Raw genomic sequence first — 24,329 nt, forward strand, 5'->3', positions numbered from 1 at the left:
TCACCGCGGCGACGTCCCCGGGGGCGACCGCGGCCGCCGCCGCGCGGGCGCTGAGTCGAGCGTGACCCGGAAGCGCTTGCGGGTCTGGTCGATGCCGCGCTCCGGCTCGACCGAAACACCCGGCGAGTCGGTGCGGATCGCGAAAAGCCCTCGACCGCCGTCTTCCCCGGCGAGCGCCAGCAGCACGTCCGCGGCGGCGACGTCGGGGACGGCGGTCATGTCGCCCCGCAAGACGACGTCATCGCCCTGCCGGCTCGCGGCCACCGGTGCGCTTCCGGGTCACGCTCGACTCAGCGCCCGCGCGGCGGCTGGCCGCGGCCGCCCCCGGGGACGTCGCCGCGGTGATCGACGATGTGCTGATCGCGACGGCCGCCGACGCACTCGGCGCCGCGCGAGCCGTTATGACCGCGGCCATCGAATACGCCAAGACCAGAACGCAATTCGGGCAGCCGATCGGCTCGTTCCAGGCGGTCCAGCATCTGTGCGTCGACATGTTCGAGACCGTGGAGTTGGCCCGCAGCGGCGTGATCCAAGCGCTGTGGGCCGCCGACAACGCCGACGCCGACGAACGGCACCAATCCGCAATCCGGACGAAGGCGTTCGCCGGGCGGCTTGCCACGGTGGGCGACACGGCGATCCAGGTGTTCGGCGGGATCGGCTACACCTGGGAGCACGACGCGCATCTCTACCTCAAGCGCCTGCTCAGCTGGAGCGCGTTCCTGGCCGGGCCCGATCGATACCTCACCGAACTCGGTGCGCGCCTTGCCAACAGGGGGAACCGGTGATGGACATCGAGTACTTGCTCACCGCTACCCGCTCGGCACGCAAGACGCTCGACCTGGACGCGCCGGTCGACCTCGCGGACATCCGGGAGTGCCTGCGCATCGGCTTGCAGGCGGCCAACGGCTCCAATCAGCAGTCCTGGCGCTGGCTGGTGGTCGCCGACCCGGCGTTGCGCGCCGAGATCGCCGAGCTGTACCGCGCGGCCTATCTGCTGCGGGTCGGCGGCCAGCTGATCGCCGACCTGATGCCGGCCGGAACGCCGGAGAACCGGATCATGTCATCGACGGAGTGGCTGGTCGAGAACATGTCGAGGGTTCCGCTGCTGGTGATCCCCTGCTATCAGCCCTACCTGCCCCGCATCGAGGGCGATGAATCGTTTCACCAGGCCACGCTGTACGGCTCGATCTACCCGGCGGTCTGGAACTTTCAGCTGGCGCTGCACACCCGCGGATACGGAACCTGCATCACCACCCTGCACCTGCATCGCGAGGCGGAGGTGCGGCGGCTGTTGGGGATTCCCGAAAGCTATGTCCAGGGATGCCTGCTTCCGGTGGGCCGGCTGCGCGCCGGGCACACGTTCCGGCCCGCCCGGCGACGACCCGTCGACGAGGTGGTCGCGTGTGACGGTTGGGACGGACCCGCGCTTTAGAATGTCCCCGGCACCGCCGTTATGCAGCGCATTCGTCATTCCGGGTCTGATAGCCTTTAACAAAGATTTGGTTCGGTGAGAGGGACGAATGCGAATGGATGCCAGTCCGCAGTCGTCCGGACGTGCGCACGGCTGATCATGCCGAGAGCGGAGTCATTGGGAGCCGGCGCCGCAGCCGATTTGGGGACGCGCCGGACCGAGATCCTGACCACCGCGGCGTCGTTGATCGCGCAGTCGGGATTGCGGACCTCCTTGCAGGAGATCGCCGACGCCGCAGGCATTCTTCCGGGCAGCCTCTATCACCATTTCGAATCCAAAGAGGCGATCCTGATCGAGTTGATCCGCCGCTACCAGGAGGATCTGGACCGAATCGGGCAAGCCGCGCAAGCGAAGTTGGACAAACCCGACCCGCGCCCGGTTCCCGAGCAGATCGTCGAGCTGGGCTCGGCCATCGCCAACTGCGCCGTGCAGCACCGCGCCGCGCTGCAGATGTCGTTCTACGAGGGGCCCAGCACGGACCCGGAGTTGATGAAGCTGACGCAGCAACAGCCGGTCGCGATTCAGGAGGCGATGCTGCAGACGCTGCGCGCGGGCAGGTGGAGCGGCTACATCAAACCCGACATCGATCTGCCCACGTTGGCCGATCGCATCTGCCAAACCATGTTGCAGGTCGGCCTCGACGTCATGCGGCATAAGTCGCCCGCCGACCAGGTGGCCGCGCTGCTGTGCCGAATCATGTTGCAAGGGTTGGCAACCCGACCACCGGCCGACTCAGCGCTGGACGGGTCCAACGCCTTCGCCGCCGCCAGTGACGTCATCGAGACCTGGTCGGACGACGGCGAGGCCGACCCCAGCGACAAAGCGGCGCACGTCCGTGCGGTGGCGCGAACGGAATTCGGCCGTAAGGGCTACGAGGCCACCACCATCCGCGACATCGCCTCCGCGGCCGGCCTGGGCACGGGAACGGTTTACCGGGTCATCGGCTCGAAGGACGAACTCCTCGCGTCGATCATGGAATCGTTCGGCCGCAAGGTCGAGGCCGGCTGGGTGAGCGTGCTGCGCTCGGACGCCACGCCCATCGAAAAGCTCGACGCTCTGAGCTGGGTGAACGTCAACGCGCTGGATCGGTTCTCCGACGAATTCCGCATCCAGCTGGCCTGGATGCGTCAATCACCGCCGGACACCCCCAACCCGGGCTGGCTATATGCGACCCGACTCCGGCAGATGAAAACGCTTCTGTCCGAAGGCATCCGATCGGGGGAAATCAGCGTGGACGCGGCGTCCACCGCGATGCTGGCACGCTGCGTCATCGGTCTGCAGTGGATACCGGAGAACATCCTCGCCGAGATCGGCAAGCGCGCGGCGCTGGTGCACGTCCGCGACACGGTTTTGCGTGGCGTCGCGGTTCGCACCGGGTAGGTGTTGAACCCAAAAACTGTTACCCATACAGTTGGGCAATTAGAACCGCGTTGGCAGTGAACGAGAAGGGGATTTCCATGACTATTGTCGATCGGCTGCGCTACGACGGCAAGCGGGCCCTCGTCGTAGGCGGCGCCACCGGCATGGGTGCGGCCGCGGCCAAGTCAGCGGCCGAACTCGGCGCCGAAGTGATCGTGATGGACTACGCGCCGGTGAACTACGACGTCGCCAAATCCATCCAGGTGGACCTGCGCGATCCCGCGTCGATCGACTCCGCGATCGAGCAGCTGGACGGTCCGATCCACGCCCTGTTCTCGGCCGCCGGCATCGCCGACGGGACAACCGACCTGATGGCGATCAACTTCATCGGCCACCGCCATCTCATCGATCGGCTCCTCGAGAAGAACCAGCTGCCCTCGGGCTCGGCGATCTGCTTCATCTCCTCGGTCGCGGGCATGGGCTGGGAGAACGACCTGGACCTGCTCACGGAGTTCCTCGCCACGCCGGACTTCGCCTCGGCCCAGGAGTGGGTCAAGGCGCACGAAGCCGAAGGCATCATCCACTACGGCTTCTCCAAGAAGGTCGTGAACGCCTACGTCGCCACCCAGGGCTACCCGCTGCTGAAGAAGGGCATCCGGATCAACGCGATCTGCCCCGGCCCCACCGACACTCCCCTGGCCCAGGCCAACGCCGACCTCTGGCTCACCTTCGCGCAGGACTACCGCGAAGAGACCGGTTCGAAGGTGCACACCCCGGAGCAGATGGGCGACGTGATGGCGTTTCTCAACAGCGCCGCCGCCTTCGGCATCAGCGGCATCACGTTGCTGGTGGACTACGGCCACACGATGGCCTCGCTCACCAACGCTTACCCGCCGGGCAAGCCGATCATCGACATCATCATGGGGCGCGTGAAGCTCTAGAAGCGAGCGCCCGTTTCGGCGCCGGTACCGTCGGGGGCATGGCACGAGTCATCGTCATCGGCGGGCACGGCAAGGTCGCACTGCAGCTGGCCCGCATCCTGACCGAACGCGGTGACGAGGTCAGCTCCGTCTTCCGCAACCCCGAGCATTCGGACGACGTCGCGGCCACCGGCGCAAAGCCGGTGGTCGCCGACATCGAGCGCCTCGACACCGGCGCCCTGGCCGGCCTGCTCAAAGGGCACGACGCGGTCGTCTTCTCGGCCGGCGCCGGTGGGGGCGACCCGGCACGCACGTACGCCGTCGACCGCGACGCCGCCATCCGGGTGATCGACGCCGCGGCCCAGGCGCGGGTCAAGCGATTCGTCATGGTCTCCTATTTCGGCGCGGGGCCGGATCACGGTGTACCGCAGGACAACTCGTTCTTCGCCTACGCGGAAGCCAAAGCGGCCGCCGACGCCCACCTACGCGCGAGCGGCCTGGACTGGACGGTGCTTGGACCGGGGCGACTCACCCTGGATCCGCCCACCGGCCGCATCACGCTGGGGCAGGGCACGGGGGAAGTGTCGCGGGCCGACGTCGCGCTCGTGGCAGCCGCCGCGCTGGCGGACGACGAGACCGTCGGCCGAACGATCGACTTCAACAACGGCGACACTCCCATCGCCGAGGCGCTGGCGAGCTGAACCGCAAGGCGGGCGTAAACTCCGCTACGCAGCTGGTCTGCCGTCGCCGCACACCGCGACTTCGGCATCGAGCGAGGCGGGTTGGTGACGCTTCGCGAGAGGGAACCCGGTGAGAACCCGGGACTGTCCCGCAGCGGTATGCAGGAACGACCGCCGTCACCCAAGCACTGGTCGCAAGACTGGGAAGCGACGGCCAGTAGGAACTGCCCGTCTCCTCGGCGCCCCTTCCGGGCCGCATCGTCGAGCGGGCGTGGGAGCACCAGCCGGTGCGCGCCTGCGAGTCCGAAGACCTGCCAGCTGTGCCGGGCGCGCCGCGCCCGGCGGTTCATCGCCTCGTGGAATGGGCGTTTGGCTGCGCCGGTTGCGGTTTATGTACCACAGGTGCCACCGCAACCGAATTGGCTTACGTCCGTTGGCGGTGACCACCCCGTCGATTGAAGGACGAAAGATATCGTGACCGCTCAACCATTTACCGCGACTGTCGTCGGCTCCCCGCGCATCGGCCCGAAGCGCGAACTCAAACGCGCCACCGAGGGCTACTGGGCCGGCCGCACCAGCCGAGCCGGACTCGAAGACGTCGCCGCCACATTGCGCCGCGGCATGTGGGCCGGCCTCGCCGCCGCCGGGCTGGATTCCGTCCCGGTGAACACCTTCTCCTATTACGACCAGATGCTGGACACGGCGGTGATGCTCGGCGCCCTGCCGGCGCGGGCCGCGCAAGTGTCCGACGACCTGGATCGCTACTTCGCCGCCGCCCGTGGCAACGCCGAGCTGGCGCCCCTGGAGATGACCAAGTGGTTTGACACCAACTACCACTACCTGGTCCCCGAGATCGAGCCCTCGACCACCTTCTCGCTCAACCCGGACAAGGTGCTCGCCGAACTGAAAGAGGCTCTCGCGCAGGGGATTCCCGCACGGCCCGTCGTCATCGGGCCGATCACCTTCCTGCTGTTGAGCAAGGCGGTCAACGGCGGTGGCGCGCCGATCGAGCGGCTCGAGGAGCTGGTGGGCATCTACGCGGAGCTGTTGGGCTTGCTCTCCGCCAACGGCGCGCAGTGGGTGCAGTTCGACGAGCCGGCGCTGGTGACCGACATCTCCCCCGATGCTCCGGCGCTGGCCGAGGCTGCGTACAACGCGCTGGGCAAAGTGAGTAACCGCCCGGCAATCTACGTCGCCACCTACTTCGGCGATCCCGGCGCCTCCCTGGCCGGTCTGGCCCGCACCCCGGTCGAGGCGATCGGCGTCGACCTGGTCTACGGAGCCGACGCGGCGGTGGCCGGTGTGCCGGAGTTGTCGGGCAAGACCCTGGTGGCCGGCGTCGTCGACGGGCGCAACATCTGGCGCACCGACCTGGAGGCGGCGCTCGGCAAACTGGCCGCGTTGGCGGGTTCGGCTGGCGCCCTTGCGGTTTCGACCTCATGCTCCACGATGCACGTGCCCTACTCGCTGGAGCCCGAAACCGATCTGGACGACGCGCTGCGCAGCTGGCTGGCGTTCGGGCAGGAGAAGGTGGCCGAGGTGGTGACGCTCGCGCGCGCATTGCGCGACGGGCGCGAGGCCGTCGCCGGCGAGATCGCGGCGTCCAATGCCGCGGTGTCGTCCCGCACGAGCGATCCCCGGCTGCACAACGACGAGTTGCGGGCCCGCATCGACTCGATCGTCGCCACCGGCACCCACCGCGGCGACGCGGCGCAGCGCCGCGCCAGCCAGGAAGCGCGGCTGCACCTGCCGCCCCTGCCGACGACGACCATCGGCTCCTACCCGCAGACCTCCGCGATCCGCAAGGCGCGCGCCGCGCTGCGGGCCGGCGAGATCGATCAGGCGGAGTACGAGAAGCGGATGCGCAAGGAGATCGCCGACGTCATCAAGCTGCAGGAGGAGCTGGGTCTCGACGTGCTGGTGCACGGCGAGCCGGAGCGCAACGACATGGTGCAGTACTTCGCCGAGCAGCTCGAGGGCTTCTTCGCGACGTCCAACGGATGGGTCCAGTCGTACGGCAGCCGCTGCGTACGTCCGCCGATCCTCTACGGCGACGTCATCCGTACGCACCCGATGACCGTCGAGTGGATCTCCTACGCGCAATCGCTGACCGACAAGCCGGTGAAGGGCATGCTGACCGGCCCGGTCACGATCCTCGCCTGGTCGTTCGTCCGTGACGATCAGCCGCTGGCCGACACCGCCAATCAGGTGGCGCTGGCCATCCGCGACGAGACCGTGGACCTGCAATCCGCGGGCATCGCCGTCATCCAGGTCGACGAACCCGCGCTGCGGGAGCTGCTGCCGCTGCGCCGCGCCGATCAGGAGGACTACTTGCGTTGGGCCGTAGGGTCTTTCCGCTTGGCCACCTCCGGCGTCGCCGACACCACGCAGATCCACACCCACCTGTGCTATTCGGAGTTCGGCGAGGTGATCGGGGCCATCGCCGACCTGGACGCCGACGTGACGTCCATCGAGGCGGCGCGATCACACATGGAGGTGCTCGACGACCTCAACGCGGTCGGCTTCTCCAACAGCGTCGGACCGGGCGTCTACGACATCCACTCGCCGAGGGTGCCGAGCACCGCCGAGATGGCGGAGTCGTTGCGCGCGGCGCTGAGAGCGGTTCCCGCGCAACGGCTCTGGGTCAACCCCGATTGCGGCCTGAAGACCCGCAACTCCGACGAGGTCACCGCGTCGCTGAAGAACATGGTGGCCGCGGCCCGGGAAGTCCGCGCGGGGGCTTAGCCCCGACGAGCAGACGCAAAATCGCACGTTTCCGGCTCGGAACGTGCGATTTTGCGTCTGTTCGCGCGGTCTACTCCGACAACACCTCAACGGGAACGTCGTCGGCCCACGGCTGCCGGGTCACCATGTCCGCGACCCGGACGATGCCGCGCTCGAACTCGCCGGTCGCCGCGTCCACCAGCCGGTACGCCTGCACCTGCTTGTGGATGGGCTGCGCGTCGAGCAGCACCACTCGCACCTCGCCCGGCTCGAAGTGGCACCGCTCCTGCAGCGCGGCGATCAGCTGCTCGTTGTGCATGTGGCCGTCGCCGAAGTTCCAGCCGATGGCGGTGCTGCAGATGCGTTCGCCGTCGGTCAGCACGTAGTCGTCCTCGTTCTGGCCCGCCATCGCGCGATGCGCCAGGGTGAACAGCGCACGCCCGTGAGTGTTGAACCCGCGGAACGCATATCCCATGTAGAGCGGGATCTGCGCGGCCTCGGGGCTGCCGTAGAACCGCTCCAGCTGCGCCTGCGGCATGCTGGCGATCGCGACGATGCCCCTGGCGATCTTGTCGCTCGCCGATCCCTTGATGCACCACAGCGTGGTGTCCCAGTTCCCGGCGTAGTACCGCATCCCCGGCAGAAACGAGATCTTGCGGGGAAACATGTTGCCGAGCAGGACGATTCCCGCGATGACGACGAACAGTATCGCCACCACCACCGGGTGCCTCAGGTCGCGCAGGCCCAGGCGGGCGTGCGCCACGAACAACGACAGCACCCCGAAGATCATGAAGACGTTCCACTCCAGCGGCACGCCCATGGGGATCGACACCAGGATCCCGAGGTGGAAGCAGACCATGACGATCGCGGCGATCGTGATGGGCCAGCCGCTGTGGCAGAAGAACAACGGCAACGGCACCAGCATCTCGATGGCGGTGCTGAGGTGCGCCAGCCATCGTGACAACCGGCCGGGCCGCAGATCGTCCGGAAACCTCTCGAAGAATTGCCGCTTCAGCCACCGGGGCCGCACCAACGGGTTGTTGGACATCATCGTGGAGATCACGAACGGGAAGTGCTTGTTGAGCTTCGACGTGGCGGCGCCCATCCAGATCACCAGGAACACCACCTTGGACCCGACGATCATGTCCACCCCGCCGAAGAGGAACGTCACCGCCATGGTCGCGTAGACCTCACCGCGCGCGGCCAAAAAGATCACCTTGTCGCGCAGGCCCAGCACGCCGAGCAGCAGCAGGATCAGCACGATCTTCCAGGCCGGCAGCAGCCCGATCGTCGTGCCGAGCTCCGGCATCGGTCCGGTGCCGTCGGCGAACAGCGCCGCGAACGTCACCAGCAGGAACAGCGCGTACAGCGCGACGTCAATCGGCTTGCGCTTGGTGCCCTCGGTCAGCGGGACCCGGTTCGGCCACGGTGGCAGCCGGATGGTGCCGAACCGCATCCAGTACAGGATCGAGCCCATGGGCGGGAAGAACCGGTTGTTCAGCGGGCCGAAGCCGCAACCCAGCCCGATCACCTCGAACAACATCGTGTAGAGCACGACCTTCTCGAACACGATCGGCTCCGACCACCACGACGCGACGTGGGTGAACCCGCCGAGTCCCCTGGTGGCCGACGCGAACACCCACGCGCCAAGGATGTAGAGCAGGATTTTGGCGACGTAGAACAGGTGCAGCACGACCGGCGTGCCGAAGCCGACCTCGGCCCAGTGCTTGGCCATCGGCCGGATCTTCTCGCTACGGGTGCCCTTGTTCCACTCGGCCATGTCGAGCTGCGGCAGCTCAGGCTTGAGAAATCCCATGGTGGTCAGATTAGAACGTGTTCTAGCTCAGCGGCACTCGAGCCGCGCAAGAATTCTTTGCCTGCGACTCGGCCGCCGGATACCGTGAAACCGGATCGGCGCGGCCCTTAGGAGGCGTCCATCATGAGCAGGTTTCGAATCGCCATATCGGCCGCGGCGCTGGCGACGGTCGCCGCCGGCTCACCCGTCGCCGTCGCCGGTGCCGACACCCCGGGGCCCGGCGATTCCTGCACGGTGTTGCACGCGACCACCCAGGACGGCAACGGCAGGACGATGTGGTGCAACCCGACGATGACCGGCGCCCACAACCTGGTGTGGCAGTACGGCGGACCGGCCGCTAACCCCTAAGCGCCCCGACCGAGTGTGCGCCGAGGGCATTGAGTGTGAACTGAGGGCGAGAAATCCGCGAAAATTGCGCCCTGGGCGCACACGCACTGCCCTGAGCGCACACGCGATTCACTCACCGAATATTCCCGGCGCGATCGTCGGCGCCCGCTCGAGCGCCCGCGGGTCAACGGTCAGATTCAGCGCGCCGAGTTCTCCCGCCCGCAGATCGGCCAGCGCGGTCACCGCGGCCAAAAACCTCTCCCGCTCAGCCGGTTCGACGACGACGCCGGCGAGCTCGGTGAACTTCTGGACGTATTGCGGGCGCCGGAACGGTCGCGCGCCCAACGGGTGGGCGTCGGCGACGGCCAGCTCGTCGACGATCACTTCCCCGCTTTTCAGCGTGACCACGGCCCGCGCCCCGAACGCCTTGTCCGCCGGAACCGCCGAGTGATAGCGGCGGGTCCACTCCGGATCCTCGACCGTCGAAATCTTGCGCCACAACTCGACCGTGTCGGGCCGGTGGGCCCGCTCGGCGGCGTAGGACCGCTCGTGGTGCCAGCTCCCGTCCTGCAGCGCGACGGCGAAGATGTAGGGCAGCGAGTGGTCCAGCGTCTCCCGCGACGCGTCCGGGTCGAACTTCTGCGGATCCCGCGAACCCGTTCCGATCACGACGTGGGTGTGGTGGCTGGTGTGCAGCACGACGGTGGCGATCTGGCCGGGGTCGTCGATCCGCTCGCGGAGCCGCCGCGCCAGGTCGATCGGGGCCTGGCTCTGGTATTCCGCCGAGTGTTCCTTGGTGTAGCTGTCCAGGATGGCGCGCTTGGGCTCGCCGGGAGCGGGCAGCGGCACCCGGTATTCGCGGTCGGGTCCGCCCAGCAGCCACGCGATCACCCCATCCTCGCCCTCCCAGATGGGGGCCGGCGATCCCTCGCCGCGCATCGCGCGATCCACCGCCTCGATGGCGACCTTGCCCGCGTGCGCGGGGGCGAACGCCTTCCAGCTGGAGATCAGCCCCTTGCGGGACTGGCGGGTGCTGGTGGTCAGGTGCAGGGCCTGCCCGACCGCCTGATAGATCGTCTCGGTGTCCAGTCGCAGCATGGTCCCCAGGCCGGCGGCCACCGACGGGCCCAGATGCGCGACATGGTCAATCTTGTGCTCGTGCAGGCAGATTCCGCGGGCCAGGCCGATCTGGATTTCGTAGGCGGTGACCACACCACGGATCAGGTCGGCGCCGGGCAGTCCCAGCTGCTGGGCCACCGCGACCAGCGGGGGAATGTTGTCGCCGGGGTGGGAGTATTCGGCGGCCAAAAACGTGTCGTGGAAGTCGAGTTCGCGCACGGCGACGCTGTTGGCCCAGGCCGCCCACTCCACCGAATAGGTCCCGTCGACGCCGAAAACCCTGGCCCCGCGCCGCGCCGGGTGGGCCAGCGCCTGCCGCCGCGCGGCGGTGACCGGCCGGCGCAGCACGGCGGCCGCGCTGACCGCCGCGTTGTCGATGATCCGGTTCACCACCATCTCCGCGGTTTCCGGCTCGACGGCAACCGGGTCGGCGGCGACTTCGGCGATCTTTGCCGCCAGGTGCTCTTCGCGGGGGAATCGGTCGGAGCTGCGCCGCACGCGAACCGTATGCGTCAACACACCCGAACCCTATGACCGGCAAGAACGCGCGCAGAAATCTGTGTTAACCCCCCACCACCGGCGCCGCCCGCGGTGTAGTTTGCTGCTGGGGCGGGACCAAGGTTGAGGAGCCAGCCGTGTCAGAGGTCGATTACTGCGTGGTCGGAGCGGGATTCGCGGGTCTGGCGGCCGCCCTGCGGCTGAAACAGGCCGGTCTTTCGGTGGCCTTGCTGGAGGCGCGCGACAGGGTTGGCGGCCGCACCTACACGCAGTACCGTCCCGACGGCACGTGGATCGACCGCGGCGGCGCGTGGATCGGACCCGGCCAGGACCGGATCTACGCGCTGATGGACGAGTTCGGGGTGGCCGAGTACAAGCAGCACAACGACGGCGACGCCATGATGATCGTCGACGGCAAGAGACACCGCTACGGCGGCACCATTCCCTGGACGATGAGCCCGTGGGCGGTCGCCAACCTCGGGGTCGGATTGTTGTCGATCGAAAAGATGGCCAAATCGCTTCCGCCGGAAGCGCCCTGGGACGCCAAACACGCCGACGAGTGGGACCGCATCAGCCTCGGTGAATGGATCGAACAGAACACCATGTCCAAGCAGGCCCGCGAGATGCTGGACATGGCCTTCGCCGGCCTCTACACCTCGGCGGCGTCGGAGACGTCGCTGCTGTGGGGGTTGTTGCAGACGGCGTCGGCAGGCGGGCTGACGTTCGCGATTTCCGGCAAGGGCGGCTCCCAGGACGCCCGCCCGGTCGGCGGGATGGGCGCCATCTACGGTCCCATCGCGGCCGAACTGGGCGACGCGCTGCACCTTTCGCAACCGGTCCGCCAAATCGCCCAGGACGCCGACGGCGTGACGGTGACGGCCTCCGACCTGACCGTGCGCGCCCGACGGGTCATCGTCGCGATCCCGCTGGCGGTCGCCACGTCGATCGTCTACGAGCCGATGCTGCCGGTGGATAGGGCGATGCTGCACCAGCGCATGCCGAGCGGCGCGGTCATCAAGACGTCGGTGATTTACGACGAGCCGTTCTGGCGTGCCGACGGGCTGTCGGGTCAGTCGGCCGCACCGGGATCCCCGGCCACCCTGACGATCGACGCCTGCACCGACACCGGCGACCCCGGGGTCATGTGCGTCATCACCGAAGGGCCCGCGGCGCGGCGGTTGACCAAGCTCAATGAGGCCGAGCGGAGAGCGGCGCTCATCGGCGAGTTGGTCGACCGGTTCGGCGAGAAGGCGAGAACGCCGCAGGAGTACCACGAGCAGAACTGGACCGTTGACCGTTACTCCGGCGGCGGGATGATCGGTCACGCACCGACCGGCGTGCTGACCGAATTCGGCTATACCCTGCGCGAGCCGTGCGGCCGCATCCACTGGGCCGGCACCGAGAGTTCGGCCGTGATGTGCGGGTGGATCGACGGCGCGATCCGTTCCGGTGAGCGTGCGGCCGCCGAGGTCCGGGAGGCCGAGACCGCCGCGGTCGCCTAGGACGAGGAGGCCCCTGGCTAACCCGCCTGCTTAGCGGGCGGGCGGTAGAAGATCACCAGCTGACCGACCGCGCCGGCGAGGCCCAGCACCACCGAGATCAGCAGGCCGCGCCAGCCGTCCATCCAGTTGTGCCCGAACACCACGAAGTCCAGGCTGAGCTTGCCGGCGCCCAGGGTGGCCACGGCTATGGCGCTGACCGCCAGCACCAGGTTGTACTCCCAGCCCTCCTTGACGATGAAGAAGCCGTTGGCCCGGTGCACCGTCCAGGCCGCCACCAGCATCAACGACACGAAGCCCGCCGCCGGGATCGGTGTCAGCAGCCCCGCGGCCAGGCCCAGCCCCGCGGCCATCTCGGTCGTGGCGGCCACGGTGGCGTGAAACTTGCCCGGCTTCATGCCGATGCTTTCGAACCACCGCGCGGTGCCGGGGATGCGTCCGCCACCGAAGAACTTGTTGTAGCCGTGCGCGGCCAACGTCACGCCCAGTACCAGCCGCAGGATCAGTAACCCGACGTCGTAGGGAGTCATACCTGCAAACCTAGATCATGGCGCCGACCGGATAACAGGACCGCCGAGCAGCTAACTCCGTCGACCCATGTGGGAACATTGCGGGCGTTCCGACGTTCGCCTTTCGACGGCCACCACGAGGGGGTGCACCACGGCTCGTATCGCACGCGGTGCCCGCCGTGACGCGCTTGGGGCCGCTTCTGGCGGGCAATCCGTGGTGTTACTCGACGGCACAGCGAGTCACCCGCGGGAGCTGTTGGGCAACAAGGGCCACGGCATCGAGGCGATGCGCCGGCATGGTCTGCCGGTGCCGCCCGCGTTCTGCATCACCACGGAGGTCGGCCTGCGGTACCTCGCCGACCCCCGGGCGGCGATGGACGCCATTTGGGACGACGTGCTCGACCGGATGAGTTGGCTGGAGGCGCAGACCTCGCGGGTGTTCGGGCGCGGCCCGCATCCCCTGCTGGTCAGCGTGCGCTCCGGGGCCACCCAGTCGATGCCGGGCATGATGGACACCATCCTCGACCTCGGCCTGAACGATGAGGTCGAGCAGGCGCTGGCCACCGGCGCCCCGGCATTCGCCCGAGACACCCGCCGTCGGTTCGAGCGGATGTACCGGCGCATCGTCGGCATCGGCGAGCACGAGCCGGTGCCCGCCGACCCCTACGCGCAGCTGCGCGCAGGCATCGAGGCGGTGTTCGCCTCGTGGAACTCACCCCGCGCGGTCGCCTACCGCGCCCATTCCGGCGTCGACGACCAGAGCGGCACGGCGGTCGTCGTCCAGGCGATGGTGTTCGGCAACCACGGTCCCGATTCCGGTGCGGGGGTGCTGATTTCACGCAACCCGATCACCGGGGACAACGAGCCGTTGGGCGAGTGGCTGCCCGGGGGTCAGGGCGATGACGTGGTGTCAGGCTCGGTCGACGTGGAACCCATCAGCGCCCTGTGCGACGAGCAGCCAGCCGTCTACGGCGAGTTGATCGATGCCGCAAGAAGATTGGAGCGACTCGAGTTCGACGTCCAAGAGATCGAGTTCACCGTCGAGGACGGCAAGCTGTGGCTGCTGCAGACCCGCGGCGCGGAGCGCTCGGCGCAGGCCGCCGTGCGCCTGGCGCTGCAGCTGCGGCACGAGGGGCTGATCGACGATGCCGAGACGCTGCGGCGCGTGACGCCGGCGCACGTGCAGACCTTGTTGATGCCGGCCTTGCAACCGGAAACGCGCTTGGCGGCAAAGCTTTTGGTCAGGGGGTTGCCGGCCTGCCCGGGCGTGGCGTCGGGCAAGGCCTATACCGACGTCGACGAGGCGCTCGATGCCGCCGAACGGGGCGAGTCGGTGATCCTGGTACGCGACCACACCAGGCCCGAAGACGTTTCGGGCATGCTGGCCGCGCAGGGCATCGTCACCGAGGTCGGCGGCGCGGCCAGCCACGCGGCGGTGGTCAGCCGGGAACTCGGTCGGGTGGCCGTGGTGGGTTGCGGCCCCGGAGTGGCCGCCTCGCTGGCCGGTAAATCGATCACCGTCGACGGCGCGAAAGGCGAAGTGCGCGAGGGCAACCTGAGCCTATCCGCATGGTCGGAGAACGACACGCCCGAATTGCGCGAGCTCGCCGACATCGCTCGTCGGATCAGCCCGCTGCGCGCCCACACCTCCGGGGATTACCTGCGGCTGGAGGACAACAGCGAGGCCGCGGTGGCCGCGGCGCTGAAGAGCGGGCAGACCGACGTCGTCTCGGCCACCCCGCTGGTCGTCATGCTTACCGCGCTGCGCCTGGCCGGAGAGGCCGACTCATGAGCGAATTGGCGGTGCTGCAAGCGGTTCGGCTGAAAGGGCGGGTGCGCCCCGACGACCTGGCCGCCACCTTGGACGCCGACCCAGTTGAGGTCACCACGATCGTCGAACGGCTGACCGCGGCGGGCCTACTCGCCGACGGTGCGACGGTGCGCATCACGCCCGTCGGGCGCGACAAGCTGGCGGCGCTGCTCGACGAAGAGCGCGGGGGCGCCGACCGGGCCGCGATCGCGGCCGCTTACGACGACTTTCGGTCGGTCAACGCCGACTTCAAAGCCCTGGTGACCGATTGGCAGCTCAAGGGCGGCCCCGGCGGCACCCCCAACGCCCACGACGACGCGGAATACGACGCCGCGGTGCTGGCCCGCCTCGACGATGTGCACGCACGCGTGCAGCCGATCATCGCGACGGCCGCGGCGCAGCTGCCCCGGCTGAACGCCTACGGCACGAAACTTGCTGCGGCACTGGGCAAGGTGCGGGACGGGGACACCGCCTGGCTGACCAGACCGCTCATCGACTCCTACCACACCGTGTGGTTCGAGCTGCACGAGGAGCTGATCTCCGCCGTCGGCCTGACCCGCGAGGAAGCCGCGCGGTCCGGCGACGCGCAGTGATCACAGCGCCGCGTCGAGCAACTCCAGATACGCGTCGATGTCGGGAACGGCCGTCTCGGCCGCGTGCACGCTGATCGCGATGGTGTCGCCGATGCCGTGCACGCCGTGCGTCAGCCCCATCGCCGGTGACAGCGCCGGGTAGCCGGCCGTCAAGACCACCCCGGCGCCGCCGAAGCTCAGGTCGGCCGCCCCGCGGTTGACGCTGGAGACGACGGTGTTGCCCGACACCTGCGTCGGACGAATGTCAGGGTCGAATTGGGCTACGCCCCAACGTAATAGGGGCGCGGGCACCGCGGCGAAAGCCCGGTCGGCGTAGCGCGTCGCCGGGTGTGCGAAGCGGCGCCGGCCATCGGCCAGCTCCGTCGCGATTCGCTCGGCGCGGGCCTCGAGCCCCAGCCTCGGATGCAGGCCCACCACGACATTCCCGAAGTGATTGTGCGCGTGCGCCACACCGGGTTTGGCCATCGGAACTTCGGCGCCCAACGTATCGGCGGCATCGCCCAAAAGGTTGGACAGCGCCGTGGAGATCGCCGACAGCGCGCCCACGGTGACGGTGGGACCCCGCAACTGCTTGCGGTGCCGCACCAGCGTGCGCACCGAGCGGACCGCACCGGGGCGCGCATTCGTCGGCAGCGGGGGCCGCGGACCGGGCCGGGGGGCCAGCAGCCCGGCGCGGGTCTCAGCCGCCAACCGACCGTGCGCCCGAGCCGCCTGGGCGGCCCGCCACGGCAGGAACCCGGCCCGCAGGCGTCGCACCCGAGGCACCGGATCCGGCCTGCCGAACAGCCAGCACGCCATGGCCGCTGCCCGCGCCCCGTCCGCCAGCGCGTGCGGGACCTGTAGTACCGCCACGGAGCCCGCCCCGGTCACGCCCGGGACGCCCAGCACCGGGGTGAAGACGTGCAGCCGCCACGGGGCCCGGCGCACGTCGAGTTGCTCACCGGCCAGGGCGACGACGGCCGCGAGGCAGCCGGCCCAGGTCTGGTCGTCGAGGTCGTGGCGGACCACCCACTCTGGGGTGACGGCCGTCGGCACCCACTGCGGGTAGGTCAGCGAGCTGCCGTCCCGGACCCGCAGCGTCAGCGCCGGCTCGGCGCGGGCCCTCCTGCGCACGTGCTCAACGGCCGCCGGGTAATCCGCGGGCTCGCCGTCGAACGCGTACAGCAGGAACTCGTCGCTGGGGATCTTGGCCGACATCCAATAGAACTGCGCATCGACGGCGGCCATCCGCTGCGCGGCCATTCAGCCGGGTGAGCCGATGAACCCGAGCACCAGGTCGGCGACCTTGTCCGGCTGTTCGAGCTGCAGAAAGTGCCCCGCGTGTTCGACGATGGCTACCTCGCTGCCCGGCGGCAACACCTTCTCCGCCCAGCGGGCGAAAGCCGGTGTCATGCAGCCGTCGTCGCGACCATGCAGGTACAGGCACGGCCATACGGGCCCTTCGGTCCAGAGCTCGTTCAGCTCGGCATACCGCGCGGGCGGGCGGGTGTTGCGGATCGTGGCGCGGTAGGGCCCCAGCGCCGCGCGCCAGCTTTCCGGCGTTCCGATTGCCGCGTCGACGTGACGCAAATCCTCGTCAGCGCGGTATCCCGGCGACCATCGACGCCACAGCAGCGGCAGCACCCAAGACTCGGAACGCTCTGGCAGCCATGGCAATTGGAAGTACATGATGTACCAGCTGCGCAACAGCTGGCGCGCCAGGTGTGCGACCAGCCGGGCACGCTCGCCGGCACCGGCCTTGCGGCGGAAGGCCGCCGACGGCGGCACGGACATGATCACGGCCTTAGCGAAGGGGCTGTCGGGCATGGCGGCCAGCCCGGTGGTGGCGATCGCGCCCCAATCGTGGCCGATCACCACGTCGGCGTCGGTGCCGCCGGCGGCCGCGCGGGCCCGCAGAGCGTCGTCCATCATCGCGCCCACGTGATAGCTGCCGTCGGCCGGGATCGAGGACGGGGCGTACCCGCGCATGAACGGTGCCACCACCCGCCAGCCCGCCTCCACGAGCCGGGGAGCGACCTTGCGAAATCCGTAGGGCGTGTCGGGGAAACCATGCAGGCACAACGCGAGGGGGGCGTCACGGGGCCCCCAGGTGAGTGCCTTCAGGTTCCCGGCGGGGGTCGGCACGTCGATCCAGCCAGGTTCACCCATGTTCACTCCCTGCTCGGCGCGTCCGCACCGACCAACCTAACGCGTGTGGGTCCACGCCGCACCGACCGCATGCCCCAAGCGGTCAAATTGCAGCTGCGACAGGGATTTTCGCTATACCTCCGCGGCGGCTCGGTCCAAATCGGCGATGACGATCTTGCGCATGCCATACATCGCCTGCGTGGCCGCCGCCGCGCGCGCCCGGTCGGGACCACCGATCAACTCATAAAGCCGGTCCGGCACGATCTGCCAGCTCAGGCCGAAGCGGTCTTTGCACCAGCCGCATTGCGACTCCTCGCCGCCGTCGGTCAGCCGTTCCCAGTAGTAGTCGACCTCGTCCTGGTCCTTGCAGTGGATCGTGAAGGACACCGCCTCGCTGAACCGGAAGTGCGGGCCGCCGTTGATCCCGATGAAGCGGGTGCCGTCCAGCACGAAGCTGCCGGACAGGACGGTGCCCGGCTCGCCGGGTCCGGCCTCGGTGGTCCGATTGAAGCCCTCGATGTGGGAGTTCGGGAAGACCGAGGTGTAAAACCTGGCCGCGTCCTCCAAGTTGTGGTCGAACCACAGCGACGGGGTGATCGATGGCATGGGCGGCGCCCTCCTTGTTGGCTCGTTGGTGTCTTCCTGATAGACCCCGGCCGGTGCGGAAACTCATCGCGCCGTCGACCCGGCGAACGGTGCATATACGCGCTATGTAACGTCAGGTCGCATGAGCACCGTCACCAGCACCCCCGAGACGGTCGAGTTTTCCGGTGCCGGCGGGATCACCCTGGTCGCCGACGAATGGAATCGCGGGACCGACGGCGCGGGCCGGCCCAGCGTCCTGATGCTGCACGGTGGCGGCCAGAACCGGCATTCGTGGAAAAACACCGGTCAAATCCTGGCCGACGAGGGCCTGCACGTCGTGGCGCTCGACAGCCGGGGACACGGTGACAGTGATCGCGCGCCCAACGCCGACTACGACGTCGACACCCTGACCGCCGACGTCCTCCGGGTGATCGAGGCGATCGGCCGGCCGGTGATGATCATCGGGGCGAGCATGGGCGGGCTGACCGGCATCCTCGCCGCCCACCGGGCCGGGCCGGCAAACGTGACCCGACTGGTCCTCGTCGACGTGGTGCCGCGATTCGAGAAGGGCGGCAGCGCCCGCATTCGCGATTTCATGATCAGCGGCCTCGACGGTTTCGACTCGCTGGAGGAGGCCGCCGACGCCGTCGCCGCCTACCTGCCGTATCGGGACAAGCCCCGCAGCCCCGAGGGGTTGAAGAAGAACCTGCGCCTCCGCGACGGCCGCTGGTACTGGCACTGGGATCCGGCGTTCATGACCAAGCCGGGCGACGATCCCGAGTTGCGCACGGAGAAGTTCGAGCAGGCCGCGAAGAGCCTGTCGATTCCGGTGCTGCTGATCCGCGGGAAGCTGTCCGACGTCGTGAGCCCCGAGGGCGTTCGGCACTTTCTGGCCACGGTGCCCCGCGCGGAGTTCGTCGAGCTGCCCAAAGCCGGGCACACCGCGGCCGGTGACGACAACGATGCGTTCAGCGACGCCGTGGTGAAGTTCGTCAAACGCCACTAAGTCGATGGTGGCGACCCGCATCGCCCGGCTACGCCGCCCTCGCGATCGCCACTAAATCCGACGGTGGCGACCCGCATCGCCCGGCGACGCCGCCCTCGCGATCGCCACTGAATCCGACGGTGGCGACCCGCATCGCCCGGCTACGCCGCCCTCGCGATCGCCACTGAATCCGACGGTGGCGACCCGCCCCTAGTTGGCCGGCTTCTCGGCGTGCCCGCCGAACTGCTTGCGCATCGCCGACAACGCCTTGTTGGCGAAGTCATCGAGTGACCGCGAGGCGAAGCGCGACTGCAGCGCGGTCGTGAGGACCGGCGAAGGGACCCCCTCGTCGATCGCCGCGATCGCGGTCCAGCGGCCCTCGCCGGAGTCGGACACGCGCCCGGAGAACTCCTTGAGGTCGGGCGAATCGTGCAGCGCGATCGCGGTCAGATCGAGCAGCCAGGAGCCGATCACGCTGCCCCTGCGCCACACCTCGGCAACCTCGGGGATGTCGAAGTCGTATTGGTAGAACTCGGGATTCGACAGCGGCGCCGTTTCGGCGTCACCCTCCTGCACCTGCTTGCCGATGTCGGCGTTGCGCAGGATGTTGAGCCCCTCGGCGAGCGAGGCCATCATGCCGTACTCGATGCCGTTGTGCACCATCTTGACGAAGTGCCCGGCGCCGGACGGCCCACAGTGCAAGTAACCCTTTTCCGATCGGTCGACCTCGCCGTCGCGGCCCGGCGTGCGCGGCGCCGCGTCCACCCCGGGCGCGACGCTGGCGAAGATCGGCTCGGCGTGCAGAAAGGCCTCGTCGTCACCGCCGATCATCAGGCAATAGCCGCGTTCCCTTCCCCAAACGCCACCGCTGGTGCCGCAGTCGAGCAGGTGAATTCCGTTCTCGGACAAGGTTTTTGCGTGGCTGATGTCGTCACGGTAGTACGAGTTGCCGCCGTCGATGACGATGTCGCCGGACTCCAGCGTCTTCGCCAGCTCCTCGATGACCCCCGTCGTGATCGTGCCCGCCGGCACCATCACCCAGACGACCCGCGGAGCGGTCAGCTTCTCGGCGAGCTCCCGCAGCGACGACACACCGGTGGTCCTCTCCTCCCCCGCCATCGCCTTGACCGCGTCGGGGTTGTGGTCGTAGACCACGCATTCGTGTCCATCCGTGGCGACGCGGCGGACGATGTTGGCGCCCATCCGGCCCAGTCCGATCATCCCGAGCTGCATCTCTTCCCGATCTCCTTACTGTGACGACGTGCGCTTGGGCAGCCACGGCTCCTGCCAGCTGCGATGACCGTGGAGCAGCGACTGCGCGGCCTCGGGCCCCCACGACCCCTGCTCGTAGTGGTGGATGCGGCTCGGCTTGTCCAGCACGGGCTGCACGATCCGCCACGTCTCCTCGATCGCGTCTTCCCGCGCGAAGAGCTGCCGGTCCCCGGTGAGCGCGGCGTAGAGGAGCCGTTCGTAGGGCCGCACGGCTTCCCCGAGATCCTCGGCGAACGACGAGTCCAGGTGCACGTCGTGCCAGCCGTCGCCGACTTGGGCCGACAACTGCAACCGCATCCCGGGATCGGGATCGATGCGCAGCACGATCTGGTTGGGCTCGGGTGGCCGGCGGTTCGGCAGAAACGAGAATCCCGGAACGTGGTGGAGGAACATCCGCACCTCGGTCACCTTCTCGGGCAGTGCTTTTCCGGCGCGCAGGAATATCGGCACACCGGCCCAGCGCCAGTTGTCGATCTCGGTCCGCAGCGCGATGTAGGTCTCGGTCTGCGAATCCTTGGCCACCCCGTCGACGTCGGTGTAGCCGCGGTACTGGCCGCGCACGCACCGCTCGGGATCCAGGGCCGGCATCGCCCGGAACACCTCGGCCTTCTTGTCGTTCAGGTCGTCGGCGCTGGGACCGACCGGGGGCTCCATCGCGACCAGCGCGAGCACCTGCAGCAGATGGTTCTGCACGACGTCGCGCAGCGTGCCCACCGCGTCGTAGAACTTGCCGCGGTCCTCGATGCCGAAATCCTCGGCCATGGTGATGTGGATTTCGGAAATGCTGTCGCGGTCCCACAGCTTGGCCAGGGCGTTGTTCGCGAAGCGCAGGTATTGCAGCTCTTCGACGGGCTGCTTGCCCAGGAAGTGGTCCACCCGCAGGATCTGGTCCTCGTCGAGCACCGCACGCAGCCGGGCGTTGAGGTCGCGCGCCGAGGCCAGGTCATGGCCGAACGGCTTTTCCACCGCGACGCGGCTGCATTCCAGCAGGTCGGCCTTGGCGAGGTTTTCGACGATCGGCGCGAACAGGGACGGCGGCATTTCCAGGTAGTACAGCGGGCGGCAATCCTTGCCGATCTTCTTCGCGAGCCGGCCGTACAGCTCTTCGTCGGTGACATCGCCGTGCAGATAGGACAGCCGGGCCGCGAGCCGGTCGAAGACCGCGTCGTCGAACTTCTCGCCGGAGGCCTTGATGGCCTCGCGGGCGCGCTCGACCAGCTTCTCGAGCGGCATGTCGTCGCTGGCCACGCCGACGATCGGGACGTCGAGCAACTTGCGGGCCTCGAGGCGGTATAAGGCGCGGTAGGTCATCTTGCGCGCCAGATCGCCGGTGATGCCGAAGATCACCAGCTTGTTCGAAGAGTTGTCCCCGCCGTCAGCCAAGCCCGCACCTCCGAAGTCGTTGGCTCTAGAGACTCACTACCCGCGGCGGTCGGACCTAACACTAGACACGGCACACAGGCCCGACAACCGCAAGCCATCGGGGCCTTGGCAGGATGCTTGCGTGGGTGATGCGCTGCATATCGCGGTCTACGTCTTGGCCGGCATCGCCGTGATCGAAGCCGTCGCGCTCGCCGTGCTTTCGCGGTTGCTGGTGCGCAGCCGCCAGGAGATCGACGAATTGCGGCACCGGACCGACACCCGCAGCTGGCTGTTGTCGGGTGGGCGCGAGGCCCTCAAGACCGTGTGGAACACCGCCAACGTGGTACGCAAGGAGGGCTTCGGGGCCGCCGTACGCGGTTCGATCGAGGATCTCGCGGACTGGGCGGAGGTGGAACGCCCCGACCTGGCGAGGGTCACCCCGGACGGCCGGGTGGTGATCCTGTTCTCCGACATCGAGGAATCGACCGCGCTCAACGAGCGGATCGGTGACCGCGCCTGGGTCAAACTCATTGGCGCACACGACAAGCTGGTGTCGGACCTGGTGCAGCGCCGGTCCGGTCACGTGGTCAAGAGCCAGGGCGACGGCTTCATGGTGGCCTTTTCCCGCGCCGACCAGGCGGTGCGGTGCGGCATCGACCTGCAGCGCGCGCTGCGCAAGGACGCAAAACGCAAGCGGCACGAGGAGATCCGCGTTCGGATCGGTATCCACATGGGCCGGTCGGTGCGCCGCGGTGATGATCTGTTCGGCCGCAACGTCGCGATGGCCGCGCGGGTGGCGGCCCAGGCCGCCGGCGGCGAGATCTTGGTGAGCCAACCGGTACGGGATGCCCTTTCCGACTGCGACGACATCCAATTCGGCAAGGGCCGCGAGGTCGAGCTGAAGGGCTTCTCGGGGACCTATTCGTTGTTCGCCGTGGAGGCCCCCGCCGATCCCGATCTGGACTGAAAGCCCTCCCCGTCGTACTCGGCCAGCCGTTGATGCAGGCGGGACCGGACCTCGTCGGCGGTGTAGGCGCGTCGTTTGCGTTGGTCGCGAGCCACCAGTGCGCCCCCGGCGACGACACCGGCGACGCCGGCCAGCCCGACCCACTTCCACAGTCTGCGCATGAACACAGCGTATTCGGGCTGTGTTTAACTTGTGTGCTCTTGCAACCGGACACAGGCATCGACACGCTCATGACGCTGACCCTCGATGAGGCCCTGAACGAGACTCGCACCGGCGATCTTTGGTTGTTTCGCGGCCGCTCACGGCCCGACCGCGCGATTCAGACCCTGACGAACGCACCGGTGAACCACGTCGGCATGACGGTGGCCATCGACGATCTGCCGCCGTTGATCTGGCACGCCGAGTTGGGCGACAAGCTCGTCGACATGTGGACGGGCACCAACCACCGGGGCGTGCAACTCAACGATCTGCGCCAGGCCGTCCTGCAGTGGACGCAGCGGTACCAGCAGCGGTGCTGGCTGCGCCAGCTGACGCCCAACCCCACCCGTGACCAGGAGAACAAGCTGCTGCGGGTGATCGCGCGAATGGACGGCACCGCCTTTCCCACCACCGCACGGCTGACCGGTCGCTGGTTCCGCGGCCGGCTTCCGACCGTCAACGACTGGGTGCGGGGAATCCCGCTGGTGGACAGCAAGGTTCGCGAGCAGACCCGGCGCCGCCGGGAGGAACGCAAGATGAGCATTTCCACGGCCTACTGCGCGGAGACGGTGGCGATCACCTACGAGGAAATGGGATTGCTGAACACGGACAAGGACGCCAACTGGTTCGACCCCGGCAAGTTCTGGAGCGGTGACACGCTTCCGCTGGCGCCGGGCTACCGACTGGGCGGCGAAATCACCGTGACGGTAGGCGAAGTCGGCTAGCCGACCGACATCTCGCCCAGTTCCGACCATCCCGTGGCGTCGATCGTCTGGTTGATGATCTTCGGGGTGGACGTGAGGGCCTGCGGCAGCTCTTGCATCGCCCGCTTGAAGTGATCGCTGTTGACGTGGACGGCGCCCGCCTCGTCGTCACGGAACGCCTCCACCAAGACGTACTCGGCCGGTTTGTCCAGGCTGCGCGACCACTCGAACCACAGGTTGCCGTCCTCGGCGCGGGTGGCGGCGGTGAACGGGGCGACCAGATCCGTCCAGCGGTCCGTCCACTCGGGCTTGGTCTCGAACTTGACGACGATGAAGATCATGGCCGGTATCCGCCTTGCTCGCTGGGAGAAGCTACGCCCGCCCGATACGGGTGGGCAGCGCCAGCATATCCATCCGAGGCACCGGACCGCCAGCAAAGCGCGCCCCGGCCGTCTTAATCGACGGGCGGGGCGCGCTTCATCTGTGTTCCGCACAAATCCTCGGCGGCTCCGACCCGCCCGCGAAGTGGCCTGGGTCACAAACTCGGCGAGTTCGGAGCTATTTCACTCCATCGGAGTCCGCGGATATGTACAACGGAAATAATCTGTGCGCCGAATCGAATCCTTCGTGAATTCAATTCGTTAGGGATTTGCAATTCCCGGATCGCCGGGCGGCGGCAATTCGGGCGCCGGCGGGGCCGGCGGCGGAGGCGGCGCGGGGGCCGTGGCGTCGACCAACACCGGCGGCGCCTCCGGCGGTGGCGGGGGCGGGGGCCGCGGCGGGGGCGTCGACGCCGCCGGACGA

At 68.3% G+C, this 24,329-nt stretch carries 23 protein-coding genes, 1 pseudogene and 1 riboswitch; of the genes and pseudogenes, 13 read left to right on the plus strand and 11 right to left on the minus strand.

Annotated elements, in window-relative coordinates; all coding sequences use genetic code 11:
- Nucleotides 1–264 carry a hypothetical protein gene (locus A5691_RS24240; RefSeq protein ID WP_068266816.1) on the minus strand — a complete coding sequence of 88 codons (264 nt, stop codon included), beginning with the start codon at nt 262–264 and terminating at the stop codon, nt 1–3.
- Between the two features lie 11 nt (nt 265–275).
- Between A5691_RS24240 and A5691_RS24245 the strand changes: the two are divergent.
- From A5691_RS24245 to metE, 6 genes and pseudogenes are all read left to right on the plus strand, one after another.
- Nucleotides 276–785 (plus strand): annotated as a pseudogene (locus A5691_RS24245) (acyl-CoA dehydrogenase family protein); the annotation flags it as partial.
- A complete protein-coding gene (locus tag A5691_RS24250; RefSeq protein WP_067755989.1) occupies nt 785–1,432 on the plus strand; it encodes a nitroreductase family protein in 648 nt (215 codons plus the stop codon). The pseudogene A5691_RS24245 and the gene A5691_RS24250, both read left to right, overlap by 1 nt.
- Nucleotides 1,433–1,570: 138 nt before the next feature.
- Nucleotides 1,571–2,851, plus strand: coding sequence for a TetR/AcrR family transcriptional regulator (locus tag A5691_RS24255; protein ID WP_068015660.1), 1,281 nt, complete (start codon nt 1,571–1,573; stop codon nt 2,849–2,851).
- 77 nt (nt 2,852–2,928) lie between these two features.
- On the plus strand, nt 2,929–3,771 hold the full coding sequence (locus tag A5691_RS24260; protein WP_067755992.1) for an SDR family oxidoreductase: 843 nt from the start codon (nt 2,929–2,931) through the stop codon (nt 3,769–3,771).
- A 38-nt stretch (nt 3,772–3,809) separates the two neighbouring features.
- A complete protein-coding gene (locus A5691_RS24265) occupies nt 3,810–4,451 on the plus strand; it encodes an SDR family oxidoreductase (protein ID WP_068015663.1) in 642 nt (213 codons plus the stop codon).
- A 65-nt stretch (nt 4,452–4,516) separates the two neighbouring features.
- A riboswitch (cobalamin riboswitch) is annotated at nt 4,517–4,764 on the plus strand.
- 140 nt (nt 4,765–4,904) lie between these two features.
- On the plus strand, nt 4,905–7,175 hold the full coding sequence (gene metE / locus A5691_RS24270) for a 5-methyltetrahydropteroyltriglutamate--homocysteine S-methyltransferase (protein ID WP_068015665.1): 2,271 nt from the start codon (nt 4,905–4,907) through the stop codon (nt 7,173–7,175).
- A 70-nt stretch (nt 7,176–7,245) separates the two neighbouring features.
- On the opposite strand, the gene A5691_RS24275 is transcribed toward metE, so the two are convergent.
- The gene (locus A5691_RS24275; RefSeq protein ID WP_068015667.1) at nt 7,246–8,970 is read right to left on the minus strand and encodes a DUF3556 domain-containing protein; all 1,725 of its coding nucleotides are present in this window, start codon (nt 8,968–8,970) and stop codon (nt 7,246–7,248) included.
- A 123-nt stretch (nt 8,971–9,093) separates the two neighbouring features.
- Here A5691_RS24275 and A5691_RS24280 point away from each other — a divergent pair, with 123 nt between their 5' ends.
- Nucleotides 9,094–9,318 carry a hypothetical protein gene (locus A5691_RS24280; protein ID WP_068015669.1) on the plus strand — a complete coding sequence of 75 codons (225 nt, stop codon included), beginning with the start codon at nt 9,094–9,096 and terminating at the stop codon, nt 9,316–9,318.
- 108 nt (nt 9,319–9,426) lie between these two features.
- Here the strand turns inward: A5691_RS24280 and prpD are convergent, their stop codons facing one another.
- Nucleotides 9,427–10,935, minus strand: coding sequence for a 2-methylcitrate dehydratase PrpD (gene prpD, locus A5691_RS24285; RefSeq protein ID WP_068015671.1), 1,509 nt, complete (start codon nt 10,933–10,935; stop codon nt 9,427–9,429).
- A 116-nt stretch (nt 10,936–11,051) separates the two neighbouring features.
- Between prpD and A5691_RS24290 the strand changes: the two genes are divergently transcribed.
- Nucleotides 11,052–12,416 (plus strand): FAD-dependent oxidoreductase, encoded by a 1,365-nt coding sequence (locus A5691_RS24290; protein ID WP_067785556.1) that lies wholly within the window; start codon nt 11,052–11,054, stop codon nt 12,414–12,416.
- A 17-nt stretch (nt 12,417–12,433) separates the two neighbouring features.
- Here the strand turns inward: A5691_RS24290 and A5691_RS24295 are convergent, their stop codons facing one another.
- Complete coding sequence (locus A5691_RS24295) at nt 12,434–12,943, minus strand: DoxX family protein (protein ID WP_068015674.1); 510 nt, start codon at nt 12,941–12,943, stop codon at nt 12,434–12,436.
- Between the two features lie 139 nt (nt 12,944–13,082).
- Here A5691_RS24295 and A5691_RS24300 point away from each other — a divergent pair, with 139 nt between their 5' ends.
- Complete coding sequence (locus tag A5691_RS24300; RefSeq protein ID WP_231982313.1) at nt 13,083–14,714, plus strand: pyruvate, phosphate dikinase; 1,632 nt, start codon at nt 13,083–13,085, stop codon at nt 14,712–14,714.
- Complete coding sequence (locus A5691_RS24305; RefSeq protein WP_067785197.1) at nt 14,711–15,325, plus strand: hypothetical protein; 615 nt, start codon at nt 14,711–14,713, stop codon at nt 15,323–15,325. The genes A5691_RS24300 and A5691_RS24305 overlap by 4 nt, the downstream gene beginning before the upstream one ends.
- Here the strand turns inward: A5691_RS24305 and A5691_RS24310 are convergent, their stop codons facing one another.
- From A5691_RS24310 to A5691_RS24320, 3 genes are all read right to left on the minus strand, one after another.
- Nucleotides 15,326–16,567, minus strand: coding sequence for a WS/DGAT domain-containing protein (locus tag A5691_RS24310; RefSeq protein WP_068017531.1), 1,242 nt, complete (start codon nt 16,565–16,567; stop codon nt 15,326–15,328). It lies immediately after the preceding gene.
- Nucleotides 16,568–17,473 carry an alpha/beta fold hydrolase gene (locus A5691_RS24315; protein ID WP_068017534.1) on the minus strand — a complete coding sequence of 302 codons (906 nt, stop codon included), beginning with the start codon at nt 17,471–17,473 and terminating at the stop codon, nt 16,568–16,570.
- Between the two features lie 111 nt (nt 17,474–17,584).
- The gene (locus tag A5691_RS24320) at nt 17,585–18,058 is read right to left on the minus strand and encodes a VOC family protein (protein ID WP_067755955.1); all 474 of its coding nucleotides are present in this window, start codon (nt 18,056–18,058) and stop codon (nt 17,585–17,587) included.
- Between the two features lie 121 nt (nt 18,059–18,179).
- Here A5691_RS24320 and A5691_RS24325 point away from each other — a divergent pair, with 121 nt between their 5' ends.
- Nucleotides 18,180–19,043, plus strand: a complete 864-nt coding sequence (locus A5691_RS24325; RefSeq protein WP_067755958.1) for an alpha/beta fold hydrolase — start codon at nt 18,180–18,182, stop codon at nt 19,041–19,043.
- A gap of 189 nt (nt 19,044–19,232) precedes the next feature.
- Here the strand turns inward: A5691_RS24325 and gnd are convergent, their stop codons facing one another.
- Both gnd and A5691_RS24335 read right to left on the minus strand, forming a co-directional pair.
- Nucleotides 19,233–20,255, minus strand: a complete 1,023-nt coding sequence (gene gnd / locus A5691_RS24330; RefSeq protein ID WP_067749926.1) for a phosphogluconate dehydrogenase (NAD(+)-dependent, decarboxylating) — start codon at nt 20,253–20,255, stop codon at nt 19,233–19,235.
- A 15-nt stretch (nt 20,256–20,270) separates the two neighbouring features.
- Nucleotides 20,271–21,677, minus strand: a complete 1,407-nt coding sequence (locus tag A5691_RS24335; protein ID WP_067749924.1) for a glucose-6-phosphate dehydrogenase — start codon at nt 21,675–21,677, stop codon at nt 20,271–20,273.
- A 121-nt stretch (nt 21,678–21,798) separates the two neighbouring features.
- Between A5691_RS24335 and A5691_RS24340 the strand changes: the two genes are divergently transcribed.
- Nucleotides 21,799–22,623, plus strand: a complete 825-nt coding sequence (locus A5691_RS24340) for an adenylate/guanylate cyclase domain-containing protein (protein ID WP_067749922.1) — start codon at nt 21,799–21,801, stop codon at nt 22,621–22,623.
- Here the strand turns inward: A5691_RS24340 and A5691_RS28440 are convergent.
- Nucleotides 22,575–22,784 carry a hypothetical protein gene (locus tag A5691_RS28440; protein ID WP_082950480.1) on the minus strand — a complete coding sequence of 70 codons (210 nt, stop codon included), beginning with the start codon at nt 22,782–22,784 and terminating at the stop codon, nt 22,575–22,577. The two genes, A5691_RS24340 and A5691_RS28440, sit on opposite strands and share 49 nt — an antisense overlap.
- Before the next feature lie 69 nt (nt 22,785–22,853).
- On the opposite strand from A5691_RS28440, the gene A5691_RS24345 reads away from it, so the two are divergent.
- A complete protein-coding gene (locus A5691_RS24345; protein WP_067749928.1) occupies nt 22,854–23,546 on the plus strand; it encodes a guanylate cyclase in 693 nt (230 codons plus the stop codon).
- Here the strand turns inward: A5691_RS24345 and A5691_RS24350 are convergent.
- A complete protein-coding gene (locus A5691_RS24350) occupies nt 23,543–23,866 on the minus strand; it encodes a putative quinol monooxygenase (protein ID WP_067749917.1) in 324 nt (107 codons plus the stop codon). The two genes, A5691_RS24345 and A5691_RS24350, sit on opposite strands and share 4 nt — an antisense overlap.
- Nucleotides 23,867–24,329 lie beyond the last annotated feature (463 nt).

It is taken from the genome of Mycobacterium sp. E183, from assembly GCF_001667735.1.
Lineage (GTDB): Bacteria > Actinomycetota > Actinomycetes > Mycobacteriales > Mycobacteriaceae > Mycobacterium.

Excerpts from the sequence above, each read along its gene's own strand:
- A5691_RS24250 (WP_067755989.1), top strand. The coding sequence starts at position 785 with ATGGACATCGAGTACTTGCTCACCGCTACCCGCTCGGCACGCAAGACG.
- A5691_RS24350 (WP_067749917.1), bottom strand. The coding sequence starts at position 23,866 with ATGATCTTCATCGTCGTCAAGTTCGAGACCAAGCCCGAGTGGACGGAC.
- A5691_RS24305 (WP_067785197.1), top strand. The coding sequence starts at position 14,711 with ATGAGCGAATTGGCGGTGCTGCAAGCGGTTCGGCTGAAAGGGCGGGTG.
- A5691_RS28440 (WP_082950480.1), bottom strand. The coding sequence starts at position 22,784 with ATGCGCAGACTGTGGAAGTGGGTCGGGCTGGCCGGCGTCGCCGGTGTC.
- A5691_RS24255 (WP_068015660.1), top strand. The coding sequence starts at position 1,571 with ATGCCGAGAGCGGAGTCATTGGGAGCCGGCGCCGCAGCCGATTTGGGG.
- A5691_RS24280 (WP_068015669.1), top strand. The coding sequence starts at position 9,094 with ATGAGCAGGTTTCGAATCGCCATATCGGCCGCGGCGCTGGCGACGGTC.
- gnd (WP_067749926.1), bottom strand. The coding sequence starts at position 20,255 with ATGCAGCTCGGGATGATCGGACTGGGCCGGATGGGCGCCAACATCGTC.
- A5691_RS24295 (WP_068015674.1), bottom strand. The coding sequence starts at position 12,943 with ATGACTCCCTACGACGTCGGGTTACTGATCCTGCGGCTGGTACTGGGC.
- A5691_RS24310 (WP_068017531.1), bottom strand. The coding sequence starts at position 16,567 with ATGGCCGCGCAGCGGATGGCCGCCGTCGATGCGCAGTTCTATTGGATG.
- A5691_RS24320 (WP_067755955.1), bottom strand. The coding sequence starts at position 18,058 with ATGCCATCGATCACCCCGTCGCTGTGGTTCGACCACAACTTGGAGGAC.
- A5691_RS24275 (WP_068015667.1), bottom strand. The coding sequence starts at position 8,970 with ATGGGATTTCTCAAGCCTGAGCTGCCGCAGCTCGACATGGCCGAGTGG.
- A5691_RS24265 (WP_068015663.1), top strand. The coding sequence starts at position 3,810 with ATGGCACGAGTCATCGTCATCGGCGGGCACGGCAAGGTCGCACTGCAG.
- A5691_RS24315 (WP_068017534.1), bottom strand. The coding sequence starts at position 17,473 with ATGGGTGAACCTGGCTGGATCGACGTGCCGACCCCCGCCGGGAACCTG.
- A5691_RS24325 (WP_067755958.1), top strand. The coding sequence starts at position 18,180 with ATGAGCACCGTCACCAGCACCCCCGAGACGGTCGAGTTTTCCGGTGCC.
- A5691_RS24260 (WP_067755992.1), top strand. The coding sequence starts at position 2,929 with ATGACTATTGTCGATCGGCTGCGCTACGACGGCAAGCGGGCCCTCGTC.
- A5691_RS24345 (WP_067749928.1), top strand. The coding sequence starts at position 22,854 with ATGACGCTGACCCTCGATGAGGCCCTGAACGAGACTCGCACCGGCGAT.